Below are 20,825 nucleotides of genomic sequence, written 5' to 3'. Positions count from 1 at the left end.
CGAGACGCTCTGTGGGTAACCCAGACCTTACCGGAATGTAATGTTTGGGTAAGTTGACGGTAGCCTCGCTGTCGTTACTCTCTTGCTGCCGCCTTCCGACGCGGCCATTCAAGCAAAAAGGACTATTTCATGCGACGTGATCGACCGTCTGGCCTTGTGCTGCCTAATCTGCCGCGCCGCCGTTTTGTACAGGGTCTGGCCGCCGGTGGCGTGATGGCGGGGCTGTCTGGCTTGGGCGGTGCGGCCTGGGCTCAGCCGTCAGGCCGACCGGCAGATGTCTTATCCGGCACAGCACCAGTGCTGCGCGGGACCGACTTCGACCTCGTGATCGGCGAGTCGGTGGTCAACTTCACCGGGACGCCACGCGTCGCGACCACCATCAATGGCATGTTGCCGGGGCCGACGCTGCGCTGGCGTCAAGGCGAAACGGTGACGATTCGGGTCACGAACCGGTTGCGCGAGCACACGTCGATTCATTGGCACGGGATCATTCTGCCGTTCGAGATGGACGGCGTGCCGGGGATCAGCTTTGCGGGCATTGCGCCGGGCGAGACCTTCACCTACCGCTTCAAGGTCGACCAGATTGGTAGCTATTGGTATCACTCGCATTCGGGCTTCCAGGAGATGACCGGCGTGTATGGCGGCATTGTCATCGATCCAGCCACCGGCGTGGATGGCGTGCGAGCCGATCGCGATTATACCGTGCTGCTCTCGGATTGGACCGACGAAGATCCGATGCGCGTGCTCTCGAAACTGAAGGTTCAGAGCGACTACTACAACTATAACCAGCCGACGGTTATCGATTTTTTCCGCGACGTCTCCAGTGAAGGGATGAAGAGCGCGCTCGCTAAGCGCAAGATGTGGAACGAGATGCGGATGAGCCCGACCGATCTGGCGGATCTCTCGGGCGCCACGCTGACTTACTTGATGAACGGCGTCACACCGGCCGGCAACTGGACCGGCGTGTTTAAGCCGGGCGAGAAGGTTCGTCTGCGGTTTATCAACGGCGCAGGCAACACGTTCTACGATGTGCGCATTCCCGGCCTCAAGCTTAAGGTCATCCAAGTCGATGGACAGAACATCGAACCGGTAACCGTCGATGAGTTCCGCTTCGGCCCGGGCGAGACCTGTGACGTGCTGGTCGAGCCGCGCGACGAGGCCTATACCATTTTCTCGCAGTCGATGGATCGCACCGGCTATGCCCGCGGCACCCTGGCAACTCGAGCCGGGCTGGCGGCACCGGTGCCCGCCGTGGATAAGCCGCAGTGGCTCACCATGGCCGACATGATGGGCAGTATGGGAGGCATGGGCGGCATGGATCACAGCGCCATGGGCGGAATGAGCCATGGCGGCATGGCCATGCAAGGCATGGACCACGGCTCGATGGGCATGCAAGGCATGAACCATGGCGCTATGGCCATGGATCACAGCCAGCATGCCATGGGTAGCATGTCGGGGGGCATGGCGACCGATGCGTCGCTGAAGGTGCCCAGCACCAAGGCGCGCCACGCCAAGACCGAGTATGGCGCCACCACCGATATGCGCGTTGACATGGCGCGCACCAACTTGGACGACCCGGGCATCGGTTTGCGCGACACCGGGCGCCGCGTCCTGACACTGGCCGATCAGCACACCATTGGCGGTCCGTTGGACAAACGCGGTCCCGGGCGCGAAGTGGAACTGCACTTGACCGGTAATATGGAGCGTTACTCGTGGTCCATCGACGGGGTGGAGTTCGGAAATTCGACGCCGGTGCACTTTAAGTATGGCGAGCGGCTGCGCGTCATTTTGCACAACGACACCATGATGACGCACCCAATGCACATGCATGGCATGTGGAGCGAACTCGAATCGCCGGATGGCGCCTTCCTCGCGCGTCGACACACGATCGCGGTGCAACCGGCGCAACGCATCAGCTTCCTCGTCACCGCCGACGCCTTGGGCCGGTGGGCCTGGCATTGCCACCTGATGTTGCACATGGACGCCGGGATGTTCCGCGAAGTGGTGGTGGCCTGACCCTAACCGATATGCACATGGAAAAACCAACAAGAACAGTACTTGCCGCCGTGCTTGCTTCCGCTGGCATGAGCGCAGCTTGGGCCCAGCACGCCCACACCGAAGCGGTTCCAACGCAAACTTCGTCGCCCGCCGTCGCGGAAAAGGCGAAGTCCATTCCGAAAGCAAAGTCTTCGGGCAAGGTTGGCGGCACCGCTGCCACCGACGGCCAGATGCAAGGCATGGACTCGATGCAGGGCATGGACCACAGCCAGATGCAAGGCATGGACTCGATGCAGGGCATGGACCACAGCCAGATGCAAGGCATGGACTCGATGCAGGGCATGGACCACAGCCAGATGCAAGGCATGGACTCGATGCAGGGCATGGACCACAGCCAGATGCAGGGCATGGACTCGATGCAGGGCATGGACCACAGCCAGATGCAGGGCATGGGTTCGATGCAGGGCATGGACCACAGCCAGATGCAGGGCATGGGTTCGATGCAGGGCATGGACCACAGCCAGATGCAGGGCATGGGTTCGATGCAGGGCATGGACCACAGCCAGATGCAAGGCACGGGTTCGATGCAAGGCATGGATCATGGCGACATGCAGATGCAAGGGGGGAGCGCGCCCGCGGATGCGCGCGACCCGCACGGTTACTCAGGGGGCTATCAGCTCGGCGTGGGTCAATACGCCATTGGTCCGCACCGTTCGCTGCACATGGCAGACGAACACCTATTTGCCTCGGTACTCGTTGACCGGCTGGAATGGGTCAAGGGAAATGAGAGCAATGCCGCTGCCTATGAGGCGCAAGCGTGGATTGGCAGCAGCTTTAACCGCCTCGTGATCAAGGCCGAAGGCGAATCCGAGAGGCGCAAGATCCACGAGGCGCGGACCGAATTGCTGTGGGGTCATGCCATTGCCACCTATTGGGACACGCAGCTGGGTATCCGCAACGATGCCGGCTATGGCCGGCCAACCCGAAACTGGCTGGCCTTCGGTATCCAGGGCCTGGCGCCATACTGGTTCGAGGTCGACGCTACTGGCTATATCGGCACCGAAGGTCGCACTGCGCTGCGCCTGTCAGCCGAGTATGAATTGCTAATTACCCAGCGCCTGATCCTGCAACCCCGAATCGAGGCCAATCTTTATGGCAAGAACGATCCCGAGGTCGGCGTGGGCAGCGGGCTTTCCAGCGGTGCCGTGGGTCTGCGCCTGCGCTATGAGTTCAGCCGTCAGTTCGCTCCCTATATCGGCATTGAACGGTACCAAACCTTTGGCAATACCGCCGACATGGTTCGCACCGCCGGCGGCCGAAGTGGCGAAACCCGTTTTGTAGCGGGTGTTCGCATGTGGTTCTAACCACGTATTTCAATCCACACTCATATTTGGAGTTCACCATGCAAGCGCCCCGCTTCACCATTCGTGCCGCTCTGGCAGCCGCCGCTGTGCTGGCTAGTACTGCAGCCTTCGCCCATCCAAAGCTGGTATCGTCCATGCCCGCCGACAAGGCCGAGGTGGCGGCGCCGCAGAAGATCGAGCTGAAGTTTTCAGAGAACCTCGCGACCCAATTCTCCGGGGCCAGCCTCGTCATGACCAGCATGCCCGGCATGGCCAACCATGCGCCGATGAAAATTGCCGCCAAGGTTGCCGGCAGCGACGACCCCAAGACCATGGTGATCACCCCGGCCCAGACGCTGGCGCCTGGCAGCTACCGCGTCGATTGGCGTGCAGTGTCGTCCGACACGCACCCGATTAATGGCAACATCGCGTTCACCGTGAAGTGATCCGCCGATGGACTGGGCAACTGTTGCAGTGCGTTTCGCACTCTATTTCGACCTGACTGCACTGTTTGGTCTGCCGCTGTTTGGCTTGTACGCACTGCGCCGTGAGGAAATGGCGTCGCCAACGGGTGCGCGCTTTTTGACGCTTGGCGCGGCGGTCGCGGCCCTGGGCATCGTCCTGTCGCTGGCCAATATCACCATCATGGCCAAGGGCATGACCGGTGCCGCATCCTACGCCGAACTGCAAGGCCATGTCTTCGAAATGATTGTGACAGGCACCGCGTTTGGCGCGGCCTGGGTCGTGCGACTCGTTGCCCTGGTCCTCTGCGTGCTGGTCGCGTTGTTTGTCCGCAAACGGCCAGAACTTCAATTCTGGGTTCTGGCTGCAGCGGGCGGCGTCGCGCTGTCCACGCTTGCCTGGGGCGGCCATGGCGCCATGGATGATGGCATTCGACGCTACATTCACCTTGCCTCGGATATCGCGCATCTAATGGCCGCCGGCGCATGGGTCGGCGCTCTGCTCGCGTTCGTGTTGTTGTCGCATCCCTCTGCCACACCTGCCAAGGTTGCCCTACTGAGCCGCACCTCAAACGGCTTCGCTCAGGTGGGTATGATCGTTGTCGCAACCTTGGTCATTACCGGCGCAGTGAACTATTGGTTGATTGTCGGTCCGGTCTTGCCAGAACTGTCGCTGAACTCATACGGTGGACTGCTGGCGTCCAAGCTGGCGCTGTTCGGTACCATGCTCGCCCTTGCCGCGGCTAACCGTTTTCATCTGAGCCCGCGCCTGGAGCATGCCCTACGGACGGGCGACCATGCCGTCGCCGTTCGTACCTTGCGGCGCAGCCTGATGTTCGAGACCAGTGCGGCAACGCTCATTCTAGCTCTTGTCGCCTCGCTCGGCATCCTATCCCCCGCGGGCATGTAGCCACGTTTTCACGAACCGCGCAGCAAGGCTGCGCTTGTCTTGCTCTCAAACAACCGCCAAGGAGATGCCATGAAGACGCTCAAGTCGTTGCTGCTGGTGTTGGGGCTGTCGCCGATGCTGGTGTGGGCTGCCGGCAGCATGGAGGGCCATGCGAGCCCAGCTAGCGCCAGTAAGTCCGCTGCCGGTCAGCCGGGCAAGCCGGCCAAGGTCTCACGCACGGTTAACGTGACCATGAGCGACACGATGCGGTTCGCGCCCGACTCGATTCAGGTCAAGCGCGGTGAAACCGTGCGTTTTGTCGTGCGGAATGTCGGCAAAGTGGAGCACGAAATGGTGATCGGTACCGCCGCTGAGTTGAAAGAGCACGCGCAGATGATGCGCAGCATGCCTGATGCTAAGCACTCTATCCCGAACCAGATTATGCTCGCACCTGGCAAACAAGGCACACTGGTGTGGCAGTTCGACGGTCCTGGGACCGTCGACTTCGCTTGTCTGGTGCCGGGCCATTTCGAAGCCGGCATGGTCGGCAAGGTGGCCGTCAAGTAAAAAGCGCGACGACGGGTGCGTCCGGCGGCGAACAAAACGGCGCACCGATGCTGAGGGTTCGACAGCGTAGGTTGGGTCATGGTGCCGCCGTGGCGGACCCGTTTTCTTGCGCGTGATCCTCCCCACTTGGAAGCGTTGACTTGTGGGGCATGACGTGGACCACATTGTTACCTGTCCAGAATGTAACGTTTGGGCAACGTTATCGTTGGAATGCCCTGATTAGACTAGATCGTGCGGCAACTCGCGTTTGGGTGCCGGTAGCCTTGCCAGTTGCCCACAGATCAGCGCAGCACCAAGCTGCGTGCGTCCTTGGCGCGGGTGGAAGTCGGGTTGTCGCAAAGGCGGGTCCGTTAGACCTTGCCGCACATCGACAGGGAGTCTCATTATGACTACCACGCAGGCTTTACGGATCGCACTGGCACTCTCTGCCTTCGGCATGGCGTCGGCGTGTGCGCCTTTGCCACCTGCTAGGGCCGATTTGTATGGTACCGTCGCTGCCGTCGAGACGGCGACTCGGTCGATCACGCTGCGGCCAGGTGCGCGATACGTTAATGTCACCTCTGGAGAAACCGTTGCTTTCCGGGGCGCCAACCGCACGGTGGCTTGGACCTTTATGACCACAAGTAGTGGACGATCGGCAGTTGCGCTGAACTTCCTTTTGCCGGATCTGCCGGAAGCCAAAGGCATCACGGCCATCATCGCGCCAAGCCCGCTCTATCGGGGCAGCTCATGACGTATTGGTTGCTTACTGGACGCTGTGCCAGACGACCACTTCGACAGCCCTCCCCCACGCCGCATCCGGACCAGTAGGCGGTGGAACGTCCGCCTTGGTCCGCTGACTTGGCGCTTGCAGACCCGAGGGGCACCGCCGGGTCTAGCCATATCGCGGCATACTGCGCAACGCGCAACGCATAGCCTTCAGTGCGCAAGTGCGTTTGCAGACCAGCCTAATGCAATTTAGCGAGAGCATGCAAAAAGTCACTGCCCCGCGGCGTGATGTGCAGACGATCGCCGTAAGCCAATTTTTCCAGATGCACCAGCTGCCGCTCAATCAATGCCTCGATCGACGCGTGATCGAGGTCGGCGAGATTGGGGGCTGCGTCGTCGATCAGCATAAGGGTGGCCACTTCATGTGGTGTCAGCATCGTAGTCTCCAGGACCCCTAGAAGTGAATCGGCGGATGGTTCCGCTCTCGTGGCGACGCGTTTCAGCATTCATTCAATGACCGCCGTGCAGACACGTCAAGGTAAATCACCGGCGCTGGGTCTACCATATGGCAATGCTCGACTTTCCATAACGGCTATGAGACTCGTCTTTCACCGGCGAGGCCATCCAGACCAGCCCCTGCATGGCATGCGCTACTACTCGATCATTGGGGCGGCGCTGGTCGTGCTTGGGCTTTTGTATCTCTTCTGGACGACGTAAGGGGATTAGTGCGGCGCAGCGTTCGCCGATCTTCGCCCACGACGAGTCATCGGCGTAGCGGCACGCGTGTTCGAGCCGTTTCGACGGCGCGCGACCGCTGCTCGCATACAGCTGTGTGCCACGCGCGAGCGGGCAGGCAGGCAAGAGACAGAAATTACCAGGCGCGATCCAAGCGCCTGAATACCAGCAAGCCGGCCGCTCAACGCGACATGTTCGTCAGCTGTGGCGTACACACCGCGACAGCTCGTGCAGGGTCACTGCAGCAGCCCAGGCTAGGCTCGAAACGGACGTAGGCGCCATCGCTGACCGGAGCGCCTGCTTGCGGTGTTTGCTTGGGTCGCTACTTCGGGCTCGCATACTGCGCGGTCGCTTCGCGCTGCGCTACTGCCATTTTCTCAGGCCAAGTGCTCTTGATGTACGCGAGCACGGCAATGATGTCGTCATCCGACATCGACTGGCCGAAGGCTGGCATGTCACTGACATAGCCTCTCGGCGCGGTCACGCCGGCAACGAGCCCGTTCTTGGTGATGGCAAACAGCACCGCGTCCGCATGGTGCCAGGTATGACCCGATGCATCATGCGGGGGCGCCGGCATCCGGCCATTTGCGAGCCGCTCGCGCCAGTTAGGCTGGCCTTCGAGCTTGACGCCATGGCACGACGCGCAGGCCTGTGCGTACAGCTGCCTGCCGCGACCGAGCTGCGCGGCATCCGTGGCATCGATGCGCAGTTGGCGCCCTTCCCTGAGCGTCTGCGGTCCACCGGAGGGTGGCTCCAGATAGCGTTTCGCCTTGAGCGCGACCCCGGTGGCCGCCGCGGCGGCCACCACCAACACGCAGGCCACGATCCAGCGCGACTGAGTTGACTCTTCCATGTCCTTTGTCTGGCAGTTCTGAAGTTCTGGCAACGCTTACCCGCGCAGCCCCGCTGCAGTCCTAGTCTTTCGAGAATGGCTTGCCGCTAAAATCCACTGTCACAAGCTTTCCGTCCATCTGCCCCATGCCTGGCGAGTTTGCCGGCATGCCGGGCACTGCGACCCCTTTCAAGGTCGGCTTCGCAGCGAGCTTGCGCACCGCTGCTGCCGGCACGTGCCCCTCCACCACCTGCGCGCTGCCATCGATCACCGCGGTATGGCAGGAGCCGAACTGGGTCGGGACGCCGAGCCTGGCTTTGACCGCCGTCATGTCGGACGAATCAATGACCTTGGTCTGGATGCCGGCCTGGTTCACGTGTTTGACCCATTCTGCACAGCAGCCACAACTGGGATCCTTGTACACCGTTAGCGTCGGCGAGGCCGCTTGCGCGCCGGTGGCGGCCGCGAGCAATGCGGCAGTGGCCAAGAAATACTTCATGGATTCTCCGAAAAACATCATGTCAATAGACAAGTCAGCACCGGTCGAGTGCCTCATCGCCAGCTTAAATCTCTGCCTGCCGCAGGCGTAGCGCATTGGAGATCACCGAGGCCGAGCTCAGGCTCATTGCCAACGCGGCAATCATAGGCGAAAGCAGCAAACCGGTGAACGGGTACAGCACCCCTGCCGCTAACGGTACCCCGAGCGCGTTATAGATAAACGCGAAGCCAAGGTTTTGTTTCATGTTGCGAATGGTTGCCTCGGATAGCTCGCGTGCGCGCGCAATGCCACGCAGGTCGCCTTTGACCAACGTCACCTGCGCACTGTTCATCGCCACATCGGTGCCGGTGCCCATGGCGATGCCCACATCCGACTTGGCCAGCGCCGGGGCATCATTGATGCCGTCACCGGCCATGGCGACCACCGCTCCGCTTTGCTGCAGTTGGCTCACCAGTTGAAGCTTGTCCGCGGGCTTCACTTCGCCGTGGAACTCCGCAATGTCCAGCCTTGCGGCCACCGCCTTTGCCGTGGCCACGCCGTCGCCGGTGGCCATGACCACGCGGATGCCCTCGGCCTTCAGGGCCGCCAGCGCTTCGGGCGTTGAGCCTTTGACGGGATCCGACACCGCCAGCAGGCCGGCCAGACGGCCCTCGACGCCAAGATACATAACGCTCGCGCCTTGTGCGCGCAGCGTATCGGCTTGGGCGCGCAGCGCCTCGGTGTCGATGCCGTCGGCTTGCATCAGCGCCGTGTTCCCAATGGCGAGTGTCTTCCCACCGACCGTACCGCGCACACCGATGCCCGTGCTCGATTCAAAGTCCTGTGGCTTCTCCAGCGCCAAGCCACGAATGCGGGCCGCCTCCACCAGCGCCGCGGCCAGCGGATGTTCGCTGCCCTGGTCCAGGCTCGCCGCCAGCCGCAGGACCTCGTCGTCGGCATAGCCATTGGCGCCAATTGCACGCTCGAAGGCTGGCCGCCCCTCGGTCAGCGTACCGGTCTTGTCGACGATCAGGGTGTCGACCTTGCGCAGGTTCTCGATCGCGGCGGCATCGCGGAACAGCACGCCATTGGTGGCGCCCTTGCCGCTGGCAACCATGATCGACATCGGCGTGGCCAGCCCCAATGCACAGGGACAGGCGATAATCAAGACCGCAACTGCATTGATCAGACCGAACACCCAACTCGGCTGTGGACCGAACAGGCCCCAGGCAAAGAACGTCACCACGGCGACGCCGATGACGCCGAGCACGAACACGCCCGCGACCTTATCGGCCATGCGTTGCATCGGCGCCTTTGAGCGCTGCGCCTGCGCCACCATCTGCACGATCTGGGAGAGCACCGTTTGTGCGCCAACCTTCTCCGACCGGATGATCAGGCTGCCTGAGGTATTCATGGTGGCGCCAATAACGCGGTCGCCTTCGCGCTTGGTGACCGGCATCGGTTCACCGGTGATCATCGATTCGTCCACCGAACTGCTGCCTTCGGTCACGATGCCGTCGACGGGCACCTTTTCCCCGGGCCTGACGCGCAATAAATCGCCGACATGCACATGAGTGAGAGGCACATCCTCCTCGGCGCCATCGCGCCCGATGCGGCGCGCCGTCTTGGGCGCGAGCCCGAGCAACGATTTGATCGCCGCGGAGGTTTGCGATCGCGCCTTGAGTTCAAGCAGCTGGCCGAGCAGCGTCAACGAGATGATGACGGCCGCGGCCTCAAAGTACACGCCGATGCGGCCGTGGGCGGCAAAGGTCTGCGGGAACGCATCCGGTGCCACGGTTGCGACCACGCTATAGGCATAGGCCGCACCCGTGCCCAGACCGATCAGCGTCCACATATTGGGGCTGCGATGCAGAAACGACTGGATGCACCGCACGAAAAAGGGCCAACCCGCCCACAGCACCACCGGCGTCGACAGGACCAGTTCGACCCAGCTCTGCGTCGCCGCCTCCATCCACCCAAATCGATGCCCGAGCATGGCCAACACCGTGGTCACCACCGTCAACGGCAGCGTCCACCAAAAACGGTGCCGAAAATCCACCAGCTCCGGATTCTCGGTCTCGTCCAGGTCCGGCAACAGCGGCTCCAGCGCCATGCCGCATTTCGGACAGTTGCCGGGATGATCCTGCCGGATCTCGGGGTGCATCGGACAGGTGTAGATCGTGCCGGGAGGCCCCGATTCCGCATCGGGGGCGGCTGAAGGGGCCGCGGTAGGAGCCGCCGGAGCCGCGGCGTGCTTGGCCGGGTCCGCCTCGAACTTGCGCTGACACGATGCGCTGCAAAAATAATAAGGGTTGCCAGCGTGTTGGGTCTGGAATGCCGAGTCAGCCGACACCACCATGCCACAGACCGGATCTTTGGCCGTGCCGACACTTGACACAGGGCTCTCGTGCGGCGCACCGTGGCCATGGGAATGGTGCTGGTCAGCATGCGCGCCATGACCGGGGCTTGTTGCGTTGTCATGGTGGCCCGCTTTCGGTGGGTGGCGCTGGCTGCTGGGTTCATTCATGGAAGGCCTCCTGTTAGTCGTGGCGCTGTCCGTCCACTGGATCGCCGCCCTCTTTCGAAGGCGCGCTGCGCCCGTGGCCGCCATGGAATAGATGCATCAACGGGCACAATAACACTAGCGCAAACGGCAACCAGGAAGCAACCGCACTCCAACGCGGCATCCCGAGCGCGATGGCGGCGATCATTGCCACGGCAGCAAGGACGATCCCCCAACGCAGCGACCAGCGAAACCGACGGACTTGGCCGGCGTTGGTGCCGTGATGCGTCGATGGGGAATGACATGCTTTCATGACAGACTCTTTACTTGACCATGACGGGAAGCTGACCGGCAGTCAATCGCCGCGCCCAGCTTTCTTGTGATAACGGTAGAGCTTCCGATAATGGGAAGGTCAAGCCGGTTCGCGTCAACATTGCGCCAGGTCAAAAGGCCTCACGGTGATACACTGCCCGGCAAAAATGCACACCATGACCGACACCATCCGCATCCTCATTGAGCGCTGGAAGACCGATCCCGCCGGCGCCTATCAAACCTGGTTTCTTTGGCCGGAGCGGCTGAAGAATTTCCGCTCGATTCGGCGTGGCATCGGCGCGGTGGTCGACGAGATCCAGGCCGGTACATTCGGCAACGCGTATCGGGGGTCATCGCTCGAGACCGTGGTGTCTTCAATCGCAGAGCAACGGCAGATTTTCAAAGGCGCGGATCACGCCTTTCTGTGGAAGCCAAAACTGCGCATTCCAGACATCTATGAGCATGCCGACAATCAGCGTGCTTTTGCCAGACTGCTCCATACCTGCAACTGCTGTGACACCGAATCCGAAGTCCTTGATGCGATTCGCCAGCTGAGCAGCCTCGGCATCAAGGGTCTCGGGCCGGCGGCGGCCAACCTGCTGTATTTCATTCATCCCACGCTGGTGATGCCATTCAATACCGCGATTGTCAATGGCTATAACGCCCTGACCGGATCGGCGGTCAAGCTTGGCAAATGGGATCACTATCTGGCGATGCGCGAGGGGGTGCTCGCCCTGAATCAGCGTTATCGGGATTTGCTCTCCAATGACCTTGGCGCGATCGCGGGCCTGCTGTTTGACATCGGCATGCAGCGCTATCCGCTGCCACCGCGGCAAGCGCAGGCCCACGATGTGGCCGTCTGGCAGCAGGAACTGGCCAAGGTGCGCGAGCAGGCTGCCGCGCTTGCCAGGCAGATTCAGCTGGGGCAGGCCGAAGACGCCACCCATACCGAAGTGCAGGGATGGCTGCGCGATCTCGGCAAGTCGCTCGGCTTTGCCGTTTGGATTGCCACGAACGACCGAAGTCGGCTGTACAACGGCGAGCCCTTGAGCCAGGGCTGTCTCTCAACGTTGCCGCCGGCGCTGCTGGTGGCGGGAGGCGATACCGTTCCATGGATTGACACCGTCTGGCTAAATGCCACCACCCTTGAGGTCGAAGCCGCCTTTGAAGTCGAACATACCACCTCGATCTATTCCGGTATCGTGCGCTTGCTGGATCTGGCCCTCGGCTCCGACCCGTCCGCCCGCAAGCATCTGTTCCTGGTCGCGCCGGATGATCGCGAAGACGACGTGCGCGCGCAATTGAGCCGCCCGGCTTTTAGCCGCGTCTCGGCACTCAATATCCGCTATGTCCCCTATTCCAGCCTGCGCGAGCATCGCGAAAGCATTGCGCGCTTTGGCAGTGGCTTAAAGCCGATCGAGGCCATCGCGAGACAGTTGTGAGTCCGGTCCTGGCGGTGGTCGGCGACGGCGCGAGCAAGCTTTCGGGCCCTGGTGCGGCGCGGCGCTGCCTAGCCGCACGTCGGCCCGCAGCCCCCACGCGAGTAGCAAGCTGACCGCCCACGCCACCCAGAGGGTTGCGAGCGTGTGCGACAGGAAGTGCGCGCCCTGCGCCATGCGCGCCGCGCCAAGCGTGCCGCCCAGCAGCAGTCCGCCAGCCAGCCCAACCCACGCCCAGCGACGGCCGGCAGGACGCAATGCGATCCCCCAGACGACCCAGAGAAAGCCGGTGGCCGCATGACCGGCAGGAAAGCATTGTCCCGGCTTGACGTCTGCCGGCAGCGGATCCAGCAACCGCATATAGGGCAAGCTGCCGCCGAATTGAGCCATGTCCCAGGGACAGTGGCGTCCCGTCATGAGCTTCAGGAGCGTGACGCTCAACGGGATCACCACCATGCCCGCACCGGCAAGCAACGCATTGCGACGCGGCAGCCAAGGCAGACGCCCCCGCCAGCCCAGCCAGCAGACACCCATGGCCGCGGCTACGGCGACGTAAGTGAGCCACTTCGCGCCCTTGTGGAGCACCGCTTCAAATAGCCAGTGCTGGCGCAACGGGAAGACCGTCCGACCGACATCGTAGAAACGGCCCTCGAGCCAGAGGTCGAGTTCGGTGCGCTGGAACACGTAGGCCAGCACCAGCGCGGCCGATGCCAGCATCCACCATTGCTGGCGCAGCCAACGCTGACTGGCGGGCGTCTGAACCAACGGCATTTCTCTCATGGGGGCATTATCCGTTGCGGCAGCGTGCCGACAAATCCATGGTGGCATCCCGGGTCTGGGTGCGGATATCCAGCAGGCCCAAGACCGTGGAGAATAAGTGGTCATGCGTGGCGGGTTCGCGCGCACGCGCCCGCAGGCAGGAGACATCGAGCCGCATGCGCTGGGCGAATGAGGCGGAGAACCACATCACCATCGGTACCTCGGTCTGCTCCCGCGGAGCAATCGCGTAAGGCATGCCATGCAAGAACAGTCCGCGCTCTCCCAGCGACTCGCCATGGTCTGATACATAGATCATGGCCGTGTCATAGCGCGCCTCGAGTTGTTCGAGCCAGTCGATGGTGCGTGCGAGCACATGATCGGTGTACAGCAATGCATTGTCGTACGCGTTGCGAATTTGCTCTGGGGTACAGCGCGAGAGATCATCGGTGTCGCAAGTCGGACCGAACTGCGCGAATCGGGCCGGATACCGCCGGTAGTACGCGGGACCATGATTGCCAAGTTGGTGCAGGACCACGACCAAGCTGCCAGGTAGCTGGTGCCGCAATGCTTCCGCCCCGGCTAACAACACTTCATCCAGGCAGCGGTCGCGATCGCATAATGCCGACATAGCCTGAGGATCCGGCTGCCACGTGGGCACACCTGTACAGACGCCTTTGCATCCTGATTGATTGTCTGCCCACCCCACCTTCATTCCCGCTCGTCCGATGACGTGTAGCAAAGACTCGCTGGCCTTGATCGCATCTTCGTCGTAATTGCGCCGTCCCTGGGGCGAGAACATACAGGGCAACGAGACCTCGGTATTGGTGCCGCAACTGGTGACTTGAGCGAAATTGATCACAGCGCGCTGCGACAGGTTCGGCGTCGTGTCATGGGGCGACCTGCCACTGAGCCCCCAGTCCGCCGCTCGTGCGGTTTCTCCCACGACCACGACGAAGAGCAGGGGCTTGTTGTGCTCGCTCCAGCTAGCGCCGAGCCGGGCGTCGGTGCCAACCGGCCGGCGCGGCCGGTTCGCGGTACTGGCATCGCGTGCCAGCGCCCCGGTGAAGGCGTACACCACATTGACCGGCGCGAGCAGATAGCGGATCTCTTTATGATTGCGCATCTGGGCTGCGAAGTCCTTAAACACCAAGGACAGCGTCCCCACGCCGGCAACAATCGCCACCAAAATCGCGACCACGCGCAGGCCGACGCTTCGTGTCAGTGAGCGCTGGCGCAGCGTCACCCAGGGCAACAACAACAATGGTGGTAGTGCCAAGAGCGCGATGCTGCACATCATACGCAGCGTTAGCAACTCGCGAGCTTCCGCCACGTCGGTGCGCAGCACATTGCGGGCCATGCTGGGGTCAAGGTAGATGCCGTATTGACCCATGAAATAGCTGGCACCGGCGGCCACTACGACCAAAATTGTCAGCAACGGTTTGGCCGTCCAGCGGTTTATGAACGGCGCCAGCAGCACAAAATGCGCCGTGACCAGCGCGGTGCCCACTGCCACGCCGTAGCCCAGATCACGGAGCCCGCTCAACGTCCGTTCGGCGAATAGCGCCCGCCAGAACGGACCGTTCAGGACGAGAACAAAGTATAGGCAGAAGCCGAGTAGCAAGGTCTCGACGCCGACCTCCAGACGCCAGGGGCGACCCACCTTTGCGCGCGCGCCGCTTGGTGGTGTGTCGGGCGAAGCCGGGTCACGGCGCGACCGGTTTAGATTCGGTTCCATCATTGGCGCATGGCGCGAAAGGCGGGACATTACCAGCCCCAGGCGTTGCAGTACGCAACGCTGTGTTGAGCCAGTGGTGGACAAAAAGAATCGCGCCGAAGGCGCGATGATGACTCGCTGGGCTGGGTGCGGTCCGACCGCTGCAGCCTATGCCGTCTGCCTAGATCAGGGCCTGGTCCGACCCGAGCCGGCGCATCGGCAAGGCTGAATCTCGGCGCGTGCGCAAGCACGATAACGGGTATCGGGACAGTTTCCCCGATACCCGCCCCGCGTCAACGCACCGGCCCACCGAGCGGCCCATCGCCCCGGCGAGTCGGCGCGTTGCCGAGATTTAGGCGCCGTCGCTGAACGTGTCGCGAGGGCCTACGGCGTGGCTACCGTCTGTGAACGGGTCCCGCGTGCCCATGGCGTGACTGCCATCGGTGAACGGATCGCGCGTGCCCATGGCGTGCCCGCCGTCGGTAAAGGGGTCTCGCGGCGAATTGACGCCAGCATTCGCGATGCCCGCGACGCCACCAAGGGTTGCCACGGTCAATGCCACCAAGGCAGTCTTCTTCAATGTACGCATTCTATTTCTCCTTGTTTCGATAGTGGCTCAGTGAGCCTGCACTTGCAGTGTAGAAAGATGTACCCCACCAGGGCCTGACGACAAAATTACAAATGTGTCATGTTTTCACTCCTGGCAAACCGGCCTTTCTTAGCCACCGGTATAGAGCTTGCTGCGCTCGATATAGACGCGCACGCCTTGGGCGTTGGGCATCGCTGGGAACAGGACGCCAAGATCCACGGATTTTCCTTGAACAAGCTCGGCGAATGTCCAGGTGGCTTCCTGCGCGCCGCTGCGAAAAGTAACGGTGTCGCCGGAGGCCACATTGACAGACTTCAGGCCGGGAGCGAGCGTCACCGCGCGTGCAGCCGTGTTCGCTGGCGCCAGGCTACCGAAGAGCGTCGCCTGCGGCCCCAATGGAGTAGCAGCCTGCGCTATAGCCATCGCGCTGGGCACTGTGAGCGGTGCCGATGAGCTGGCTTGGTCGGCGGCTTGCCGCCGCACGTGCTCCGCCCAGTTGTCGCCCGCATTGGTTCTGGTCTGGTCCGCACTCCACGCCGGTGAACTGGATAGGACGGAGAGGGCCGCCAGCGCCAATGCAGTCAAAGCGGTCAAAGCGGTCTTCTTGGTGTTCATGATGCGCTCCATAACGTTTCGAGGCATAACCTCTTAGGTGTCATGGTAGGCGGCTGGGACTCACGACGACGTTACTCGCGAATTACATCCCCGTAAGCTTTCCCGCATCCATCTGCGTTGCAGAAATGGGTACGTCGTCGCGGTTAACGACCTGGATTGTCAGTCGCGAGGGCCGCGCCTGCGACGCTTGCCCTGACGGCAGCGCGAGCCAAGGCATTCCGGAAGAAGGTCCGCTCTTGCGCACAGACGAGCCTGGCGAGCGCTTGAGACGCGGCCCGCGGCGTCCTCGTCGTTGACGCTAAACGCCGCGATGGGCCCATGCGTGACTGCGCTCTCTACAAAGAACATCCCTTCTTCCTGGCCACCAGCAACAGCGAGCCGCCTGCCGGGAAACGCAAGCCGGCCCGTATTAGGTTGTGCTCGAGGGTGCAAACACACCCGAGCGTGCCGTTCATGGCCGCCCCAATGCGAAACCCGTCGTCCATGGCATCGCCGGGCGGCTTGGCGCGCTGCCACAACCGGGAGATGGCCATCGCAGGCAGCAGCAGCGTCATGAAGGAGGTGACGTCCACGATTTCGAATCCGGCCGCCTCCACTTTCTTCACCAGTTCTTGGCGGGTATAGCGCCGCTTGTGCTTGGCCGCATCGTCCATATGGCTCCACAGCGACGGATGCTGGGGCACTGTCAATACGATTCCCCCATCATTCCTGCAGGCACGGTACATCTCCGCTAGCACTTGGGCGTCGTCGTCGACGTGTTCGATGACGTCAAACGCCCCGAGGACATCGAAGGCGTCGCTGTAGGGAATTGCGCGGGCATCCATCTGCAACAACTGAGCTTTGCATTTGCGCTGCCCCTTCATCAGTGCGCGCAACGAGGCCTCGCCGCCGACCAGGCGTGCACGCGGGAAGCGGGCCTGGACTGCGCGCAGGTTCTCCGCGGTCCCGCAACCGACGTCCATGAACGAGCGCAAGGCCGGAAAGTAGCGCTGCAGTGCGTCCAGGATCAGTTTGCGGCGATAGACGAACCAGAAGTGCGTCGCTTCGAGCTTCTCATACTCGACAAAGAGCGGTTCGTGAAACCCATCATGGTCGACCATCATGGCAGGTGCCAGGCAGAGCACGCCGGCGAGAACACGGGGCTGCCAACCGCACGCGGTGCACGCCCACACGTCAATTTTGAGCGGGGCCTTACATTGATTACAGATGCGCATCGCTGTCTCCAATATCGTGCTGCGCGCGCGACCGCCAGGCGACATCGCACGCCGCACCATAATTGCCCTGCCTTGCTCTCGCACAGGGACGAGCGCAGGCAGGTTTGTTTCGTCTTCGGTCAGGCCGAAGGACGACATCTACGAAGGTGGAGGTAGCCAGCCCAGGAGTTGCGTGGGCGGCGTCAGAGATGGCGGGAAGGCGGGCGCAGCAACGTCTCAGGCGTTGTGCTGGCAAATATCCACAGAAGAGACGCAGGTAGTGCGCCGTTCATGGGCAACGCTTGGGTCCCCAAGAAGGCAAAGATGGCAAGTGGCGAGGCGGCCGAGCAGGCAGAACACGCCTGACAACCGCGCGCCTTGCCGCGCGCTTTGCTTGCTGGACAGTGATGCGACCTCGGATCGCAGTGTGCGTCGGCCTCGTCGGCGCTCGCCTCGTCAGCGACGTCGATGGTGGCAAGGGTGGCAAAGAGACCGGCGCCCTGCCGCAGCTCGGTCAGCTCGCCGCACGAAAGAGTAGCCGCTGCGCCGACGTTCTGCATCGGCAATGCAAATACAACGAGCCAAAGCAATAGGTGGCGCAACAGCCTTCTCATCCGGCGGCATCAAGCATCAATTGAGTCGGGAGTCTATACGAGCCGCCTGTCAGTAGAATGACGGGGACATGACAGACGCAGCGCTTCCCCTGACTTTTTCCAACGGACGCCGGCGTCACTACCGGCGTCGGCACGCCTGCGGGCAATCAATATGACAGGCGAGTGCGTCAGTGGCCGCGTGAACCGTGAGCGGCATTGTGCCGGCGGCGCTCAGGCTCACGTCGCCCATGTTCGATGCCGTGGCGCGGCTGGCGATGCGCCTCGCGCAGCGCAGTGCCATGCCCGTACGAGGGCTGCGCATCATGTACCACCGCAACCGCGGGCACGACGTGCACAGCGGCAGGCGCCGGCCGTGACGGGTAGAGGCCTGCCCGACCATAGCCATCATGCGTGTAGACATGCGTCTGCGCATTGGCGTAACTGAACCCGATGACCAGCGCGGTGCCGACCAGGATTGGAAGCTTTTTCATGTTTTCTCCTTTGCATGTGTAGAGGGTGGGAGCATACGACTTCTGCATTGCCGGCAGTGTTCGCGTTTCCCTACAAATGTGAGCGCTTGTAACGCTATTGCCCTGGCAATGACGCGCGAGTCGAATTTGATGACTGCCGCGTAATGCTCGGGTAATGATGGCGGCAATTTCCAAACGGAAACGCTTGCTGCCAGGCCAAGACAACACAGAAAAAATTTCCTGCACGTAATGGTCGCGTAATACGAGCTGGTCGTGAATGTCAGCCGAGGAACATCATTGGGACGAAAGCCCAACCGAACATGGATGACCAGCTTGAAATGGTTGGGTAATTGCATAGCAATCTGAAGTAAGGTCGCTGAAAGATGGCCCGCAGCGGGCCATTCTGCAAAGGCAGATCTTGGTGCAAAAGCAATCAGAACCTAGATTCACGATAACGGCATCGCCGTTTGCACACCGCTTCGCTGGTTCCCGGTCGTGTCGCGCCCTGGACCACCGCAACGGACTCCCTTCATCTAGGAGCAAAGGAGAAATTCATGCGTGTCTTATTACTCATTACCGTCATGTTGTCCGGGTGCGCGACCGTCGCTGAACGTACCGCGCACGCCGAGCGCGATATGGAGACCTCATTACGCGTTGAGGGGCCTGCTTGCGAAAAGCTCGGCTATCAGAAAGACTCGGATCCGTGGCGTGACTGCGTGTTACGCCTCAGTGCCGGAAGTGGACCGTGTATGCATCGACGGTTTTGAAACGCATGCGCCGCGAATGCCGGGGCGATTCACGGCGGGTTCGCTCTCTACACCAGCCTGACGCCTAGCGCCTGCGCATGGGTGGCGCTTACCGGTCGTCTTCAATCGACGCGCGACGCCAGCCTACGCACTGCTTGACCTTACCCCCGTGGGAAGGTCCATAGTGCAAATGAGGACGGCATCGCGGCGATCACGCCTTGGCCGAACCACGCATCCAGCGGGGAATGCATGACGACTGCAACGCCAACGTTATTTGATGACGTGTTCGCCGCGTTCCGTCTGGCATGCGCACAGCAGCAGTACGGCGTGGCCGAGCACCTCCTGGCTGCCCTGGAACAATTGGCCGGCGACAAGCATCGCATGCTCGACGAGGTCTACCTGTCGTTCGCGTCGAACTGCCCTGCGGGCAGCGCCATGTCGGACTCAACCGTGTCTCGCGCAAGATGAAGTTCCATACTCAATATGGTTCCCGCGACGGCGCTACCGCACGTCGGCTCGGAGGGGCCCAATGTGTAAGCCCATGAATCGCCTTTGGCGTCTCGTCGTGCTGCTGACCCTGGCGCTGGCTTTGCCCCTGCGGGCTCAGGCCGGGCCGTTGGACAGCTGCTGTATCGCTGGCATCGCTCAAATGCCAGCACACATACCTGCTCAAGCGGCGCAAGCCAGTGTCGAGAGCGGCAGTCCCCATGACTGCGTCAGTCAATTCAGTTGCGCCGATGACCGACATGTCAGCGGCCCATCTCGTCTTCCCTGCACGATTTCCGCTTGTGCAATCCTCGCGGGCACGCCGTTGGCCACCGCCGCCGCCACGGATGCATGGACCAGCGTGTTGGTCGCGCATCCGGAGTTCGCATATCGCTCCGTCGTTCCGCCTCGCCTCGAGCGCCCGCCCAAACGGTTCTGTCTGTAGGGCGGTCCCGCACGGCAGGGTGCCGCACTGGGTGCCATCGCACCAACGTGCTCCTGTCTGATTTCGACATTTGCAGTGTCGCCTGCCGCTCGCTGGTGGGTTTAGGCGGCGCGCTGCATACCCAGAACGAGGAACATCATGAAATTCTTTCTTCACGCGCTAGGGGGCGCCGTCGCCCTGGGGCTCTCGCTGTCAGCGGTCGCCGGTCCGGACTGGTATGTGATCGAAAAGGCTCGTAATGCCAAGCGGGCTGAGGCGCAACAACAAAAACAGCAGACGGAGGACCACGCGGCGATGATGCAAAAGTGCCGCGAAATGTTGGGGCAGCCCAAGTAACCGAGCCTGGAAACCGGCGAGCTAGTTTGCGTGGCTCGCCGGAACGCTCCCCGGATGGGCTACCCCGTCTGCATTTGATCTGCGGCAAACGGCCGCGAGGGCAAAGTGCCGAAAGCGGCCAAACGCTGCTACCATTCGGCTCAAATCGGACATCTTCAACGTGCGTACCCGTTTTCGCCGGCTTTGGCTTGCCGCCTTCCTGCTGAGTACATTCCTGACAGTTCAGCTGGCAGCGGCCGCCTACGCCTGCGCGGGCAGCCGGTATTCGATGGACGGCATGGCGGACATGGCCGGGATGACGGAGTCCTGTCCCGAGATGACGCAGAAGGCCGAAGCGCCGGCTGCCCATGATGGCTTGTGCCTGGAGCACTGCCAGCTTGGCTCCAAGTCGGCCGACCACCCCAGCCCGCAGATTCCTGCGTTCCAGCCCGTGCTTGTCAATCTGGTTGAGCCGGCGATGGTGCCGATATTCGTCAGCCAGCGAGCGGTCTACGCCGACGCGGTGCCGCGCGCGCCCCCTCGCCCCCTGCCCATTCTCCACTGCTGTTTCCGAAACTAGCCTCCGAAGCAATGCTTGCTATCGTGCCCTGAAACCATGGTGTTCAGGGTGGTCG

The 20,825-nt window shown here is 62.1% G+C and carries 22 protein-coding genes; 10 read left to right on the top strand and 12 right to left on the bottom strand.

Annotated features, from left to right (window positions below; translation table 11 throughout):
- The first annotated feature begins 129 nt into the window (after positions 1-129).
- The 6 genes from KZ686_RS24760 to KZ686_RS24735 all read left to right on the top strand — a co-directional run bounded on the left by KZ686_RS24760 (position 130) and on the right by KZ686_RS24735 (position 5,991).
- Positions 130-2,016 carry a copper resistance system multicopper oxidase gene (locus KZ686_RS24760; protein ID WP_053821776.1) on the top strand — a complete coding sequence of 629 codons (1,887 nt, stop codon included), beginning with the start codon at positions 130-132 and terminating at the stop codon, positions 2,014-2,016.
- A gap of 17 nt (positions 2,017-2,033) precedes the next feature.
- Positions 2,034-3,362, top strand: coding sequence for a copper resistance protein B (locus KZ686_RS24755; protein WP_455550984.1), 1,329 nt, complete (start codon positions 2,034-2,036; stop codon positions 3,360-3,362).
- Between the two features lie 38 nt (positions 3,363-3,400).
- Positions 3,401-3,787, top strand: a complete 387-nt coding sequence (gene copC, locus KZ686_RS24750; protein WP_053823086.1) for a copper homeostasis periplasmic binding protein CopC — start codon at positions 3,401-3,403, stop codon at positions 3,785-3,787.
- A 7-nt stretch (positions 3,788-3,794) separates the two neighbouring features.
- Positions 3,795-4,712, top strand: coding sequence for a copper homeostasis membrane protein CopD (gene copD, locus KZ686_RS24745; protein ID WP_053821775.1), 918 nt, complete (start codon positions 3,795-3,797; stop codon positions 4,710-4,712).
- Between the two features lie 69 nt (positions 4,713-4,781).
- Positions 4,782-5,258 carry a cupredoxin domain-containing protein gene (locus KZ686_RS24740; protein ID WP_053821774.1) on the top strand — a complete coding sequence of 159 codons (477 nt, stop codon included), beginning with the start codon at positions 4,782-4,784 and terminating at the stop codon, positions 5,256-5,258.
- Between the two features lie 385 nt (positions 5,259-5,643).
- On the top strand, positions 5,644-5,991 hold the full coding sequence (locus tag KZ686_RS24735; RefSeq protein ID WP_082371461.1) for a CzcE family metal-binding protein: 348 nt from the start codon (positions 5,644-5,646) through the stop codon (positions 5,989-5,991).
- Between the two features lie 214 nt (positions 5,992-6,205).
- Here KZ686_RS24735 and KZ686_RS24730 read toward each other — a convergent pair whose 3' ends face one another.
- The 5 genes from KZ686_RS24730 to KZ686_RS25540 all read right to left on the bottom strand — a co-directional run bounded on the left by KZ686_RS24730 (position 6,206) and on the right by KZ686_RS25540 (position 10,698).
- Positions 6,206-6,403, bottom strand: a complete 198-nt coding sequence (locus KZ686_RS24730) for a hypothetical protein (protein ID WP_082371627.1) — start codon at positions 6,401-6,403, stop codon at positions 6,206-6,208.
- Positions 6,404-7,023: 620 nt separating this feature from the next.
- A complete protein-coding gene (locus KZ686_RS24725) occupies positions 7,024-7,587 on the bottom strand; it encodes a c-type cytochrome (protein WP_395896956.1) in 564 nt (187 codons plus the stop codon).
- Positions 7,588-7,615: 28 nt separating this feature from the next.
- A complete protein-coding gene (locus tag KZ686_RS24720; protein WP_053823085.1) occupies positions 7,616-8,032 on the bottom strand; it encodes a DUF411 domain-containing protein in 417 nt (138 codons plus the stop codon).
- Positions 8,033-8,096: 64 nt separating this feature from the next.
- Positions 8,097-10,538 carry a heavy metal translocating P-type ATPase gene (locus tag KZ686_RS24715; protein ID WP_082371460.1) on the bottom strand — a complete coding sequence of 814 codons (2,442 nt, stop codon included), beginning with the start codon at positions 10,536-10,538 and terminating at the stop codon, positions 8,097-8,099.
- 13 nt (positions 10,539-10,551) lie between these two features.
- Positions 10,552-10,698 (bottom strand): DUF2933 domain-containing protein, encoded by a 147-nt coding sequence (locus tag KZ686_RS25540; RefSeq protein ID WP_240805082.1) that lies wholly within the window; start codon positions 10,696-10,698, stop codon positions 10,552-10,554.
- Between the two features lie 304 nt (positions 10,699-11,002).
- Between KZ686_RS25540 and KZ686_RS24710 the strand changes: the two genes are divergently transcribed.
- Entirely contained in the window at positions 11,003-12,268 is a 1,266-nt protein-coding gene (locus tag KZ686_RS24710) for a hypothetical protein (protein ID WP_053823084.1), read from the top strand.
- Here the strand turns inward: KZ686_RS24710 and KZ686_RS24705 are convergent.
- From KZ686_RS24705 to KZ686_RS24675, 7 genes are all read right to left on the bottom strand, one after another.
- The gene (locus KZ686_RS24705) at positions 12,233-13,045 is read right to left on the bottom strand and encodes a phosphatase PAP2 family protein (protein ID WP_082371458.1); all 813 of its coding nucleotides are present in this window, start codon (positions 13,043-13,045) and stop codon (positions 12,233-12,235) included. The genes KZ686_RS24710 and KZ686_RS24705 overlap by 36 nt on opposite strands.
- 7 nt (positions 13,046-13,052) lie before the next feature.
- Positions 13,053-14,789 (bottom strand): phosphoethanolamine transferase, encoded by a 1,737-nt coding sequence (locus KZ686_RS24700; protein ID WP_115737204.1) that lies wholly within the window; start codon positions 14,787-14,789, stop codon positions 13,053-13,055.
- A gap of 301 nt (positions 14,790-15,090) precedes the next feature.
- Complete coding sequence (locus KZ686_RS24695; RefSeq protein ID WP_252251971.1) at positions 15,091-15,327, bottom strand: hypothetical protein; 237 nt, start codon at positions 15,325-15,327, stop codon at positions 15,091-15,093.
- A gap of 129 nt (positions 15,328-15,456) precedes the next feature.
- Positions 15,457-15,942 carry a CzcE family metal-binding protein gene (locus KZ686_RS24690; protein ID WP_082371626.1) on the bottom strand — a complete coding sequence of 162 codons (486 nt, stop codon included), beginning with the start codon at positions 15,940-15,942 and terminating at the stop codon, positions 15,457-15,459.
- A 335-nt stretch (positions 15,943-16,277) separates the two neighbouring features.
- Entirely contained in the window at positions 16,278-17,045 is a 768-nt protein-coding gene (locus KZ686_RS24685) for a class I SAM-dependent methyltransferase (protein WP_227311959.1), read from the bottom strand.
- Positions 17,046-17,338: 293 nt separating this feature from the next.
- Positions 17,339-17,737: a hypothetical protein gene (locus KZ686_RS24680; RefSeq protein ID WP_144200244.1), complete on the bottom strand. Its 399-nt coding sequence runs from the start codon at positions 17,735-17,737 to the stop codon at positions 17,339-17,341.
- A gap of 179 nt (positions 17,738-17,916) precedes the next feature.
- Entirely contained in the window at positions 17,917-18,219 is a 303-nt protein-coding gene (locus KZ686_RS24675) for a hypothetical protein (RefSeq protein ID WP_035862553.1), read from the bottom strand.
- Positions 18,220-19,193: 974 nt separating this feature from the next.
- Between KZ686_RS24675 and KZ686_RS24670 the strand changes: the two genes are divergently transcribed.
- The 3 genes from KZ686_RS24670 to KZ686_RS24660 all read left to right on the top strand — a co-directional run bounded on the left by KZ686_RS24670 (position 19,194) and on the right by KZ686_RS24660 (position 20,770).
- On the top strand, positions 19,194-19,412 hold the full coding sequence (locus KZ686_RS24670) for a hypothetical protein (protein WP_116359815.1): 219 nt from the start codon (positions 19,194-19,196) through the stop codon (positions 19,410-19,412).
- A gap of 601 nt (positions 19,413-20,013) precedes the next feature.
- Complete coding sequence (locus tag KZ686_RS24665) at positions 20,014-20,211, top strand: hypothetical protein (protein WP_053821766.1); 198 nt, start codon at positions 20,014-20,016, stop codon at positions 20,209-20,211.
- 160 nt (positions 20,212-20,371) lie between these two features.
- The gene (locus KZ686_RS24660; RefSeq protein ID WP_116359814.1) at positions 20,372-20,770 is read left to right on the top strand and encodes a copper resistance protein; all 399 of its coding nucleotides are present in this window, start codon (positions 20,372-20,374) and stop codon (positions 20,768-20,770) included.
- Positions 20,771-20,825: the final 55 nt, after the last annotated feature.

Origin of the sequence: Cupriavidus cauae (genome assembly GCF_026210475.1) — a bacterium.
Taxonomy (GTDB): Bacteria; Pseudomonadota; Gammaproteobacteria; order Burkholderiales; family Burkholderiaceae; genus Cupriavidus; species Cupriavidus cauae.
The sequence above is the reverse complement of the archived record's forward strand: the minus strand, read 5'-3'. Positions and strand labels throughout refer to the sequence as shown.

Bases quoted from the DNA above. Each gene is read 5' to 3' on its own strand.
- KZ686_RS24665 (WP_053821766.1), top strand. From the start codon at position 20,014: ATGAAATTCTTTCTTCACGCGCTAGGGGGCGCCGTCGCCCTGGGGCTC.
- KZ686_RS24710 (WP_053823084.1), top strand. From the start codon at position 11,003: ATGACCGACACCATCCGCATCCTCATTGAGCGCTGGAAGACCGATCCC.
- KZ686_RS24760 (WP_053821776.1), top strand. From the start codon at position 130: ATGCGACGTGATCGACCGTCTGGCCTTGTGCTGCCTAATCTGCCGCGC.
- KZ686_RS24695 (WP_252251971.1), bottom strand. From the start codon at position 15,327: ATGCGTACATTGAAGAAGACTGCCTTGGTGGCATTGACCGTGGCAACC.
- KZ686_RS24705 (WP_082371458.1), bottom strand. From the start codon at position 13,045: ATGAGAGAAATGCCGTTGGTTCAGACGCCCGCCAGTCAGCGTTGGCTG.
- copD (WP_053821775.1), top strand. From the start codon at position 3,795: ATGGACTGGGCAACTGTTGCAGTGCGTTTCGCACTCTATTTCGACCTG.
- KZ686_RS24690 (WP_082371626.1), bottom strand. From the start codon at position 15,942: ATGAACACCAAGAAGACCGCTTTGACCGCTTTGACTGCATTGGCGCTG.
- KZ686_RS24740 (WP_053821774.1), top strand. From the start codon at position 4,782: ATGAAGACGCTCAAGTCGTTGCTGCTGGTGTTGGGGCTGTCGCCGATG.
- KZ686_RS24720 (WP_053823085.1), bottom strand. From the start codon at position 8,032: ATGAAGTATTTCTTGGCCACTGCCGCATTGCTCGCGGCCGCCACCGGC.
- KZ686_RS24685 (WP_227311959.1), bottom strand. From the start codon at position 17,045: ATGATGGTCGACCATGATGGGTTTCACGAACCGCTCTTTGTCGAGTAT.
- KZ686_RS24730 (WP_082371627.1), bottom strand. From the start codon at position 6,403: ATGCTGACACCACATGAAGTGGCCACCCTTATGCTGATCGACGACGCA.
- KZ686_RS25540 (WP_240805082.1), bottom strand. From the start codon at position 10,698: ATGCCGCGTTGGAGTGCGGTTGCTTCCTGGTTGCCGTTTGCGCTAGTG.
- copC (WP_053823086.1), top strand. From the start codon at position 3,401: ATGCAAGCGCCCCGCTTCACCATTCGTGCCGCTCTGGCAGCCGCCGCT.
- KZ686_RS24700 (WP_115737204.1), bottom strand. From the start codon at position 14,789: ATGTCCCGCCTTTCGCGCCATGCGCCAATGATGGAACCGAATCTAAAC.
- KZ686_RS24675 (WP_035862553.1), bottom strand. From the start codon at position 18,219: ATGAAAAAGCTTCCAATCCTGGTCGGCACCGCGCTGGTCATCGGGTTC.
- KZ686_RS24670 (WP_116359815.1), top strand. From the start codon at position 19,194: ATGACGACTGCAACGCCAACGTTATTTGATGACGTGTTCGCCGCGTTC.
- KZ686_RS24735 (WP_082371461.1), top strand. From the start codon at position 5,644: ATGACTACCACGCAGGCTTTACGGATCGCACTGGCACTCTCTGCCTTC.
- KZ686_RS24755 (WP_455550984.1), top strand. From the start codon at position 2,034: ATGGAAAAACCAACAAGAACAGTACTTGCCGCCGTGCTTGCTTCCGCT.
- KZ686_RS24715 (WP_082371460.1), bottom strand. From the start codon at position 10,538: ATGAATGAACCCAGCAGCCAGCGCCACCCACCGAAAGCGGGCCACCAT.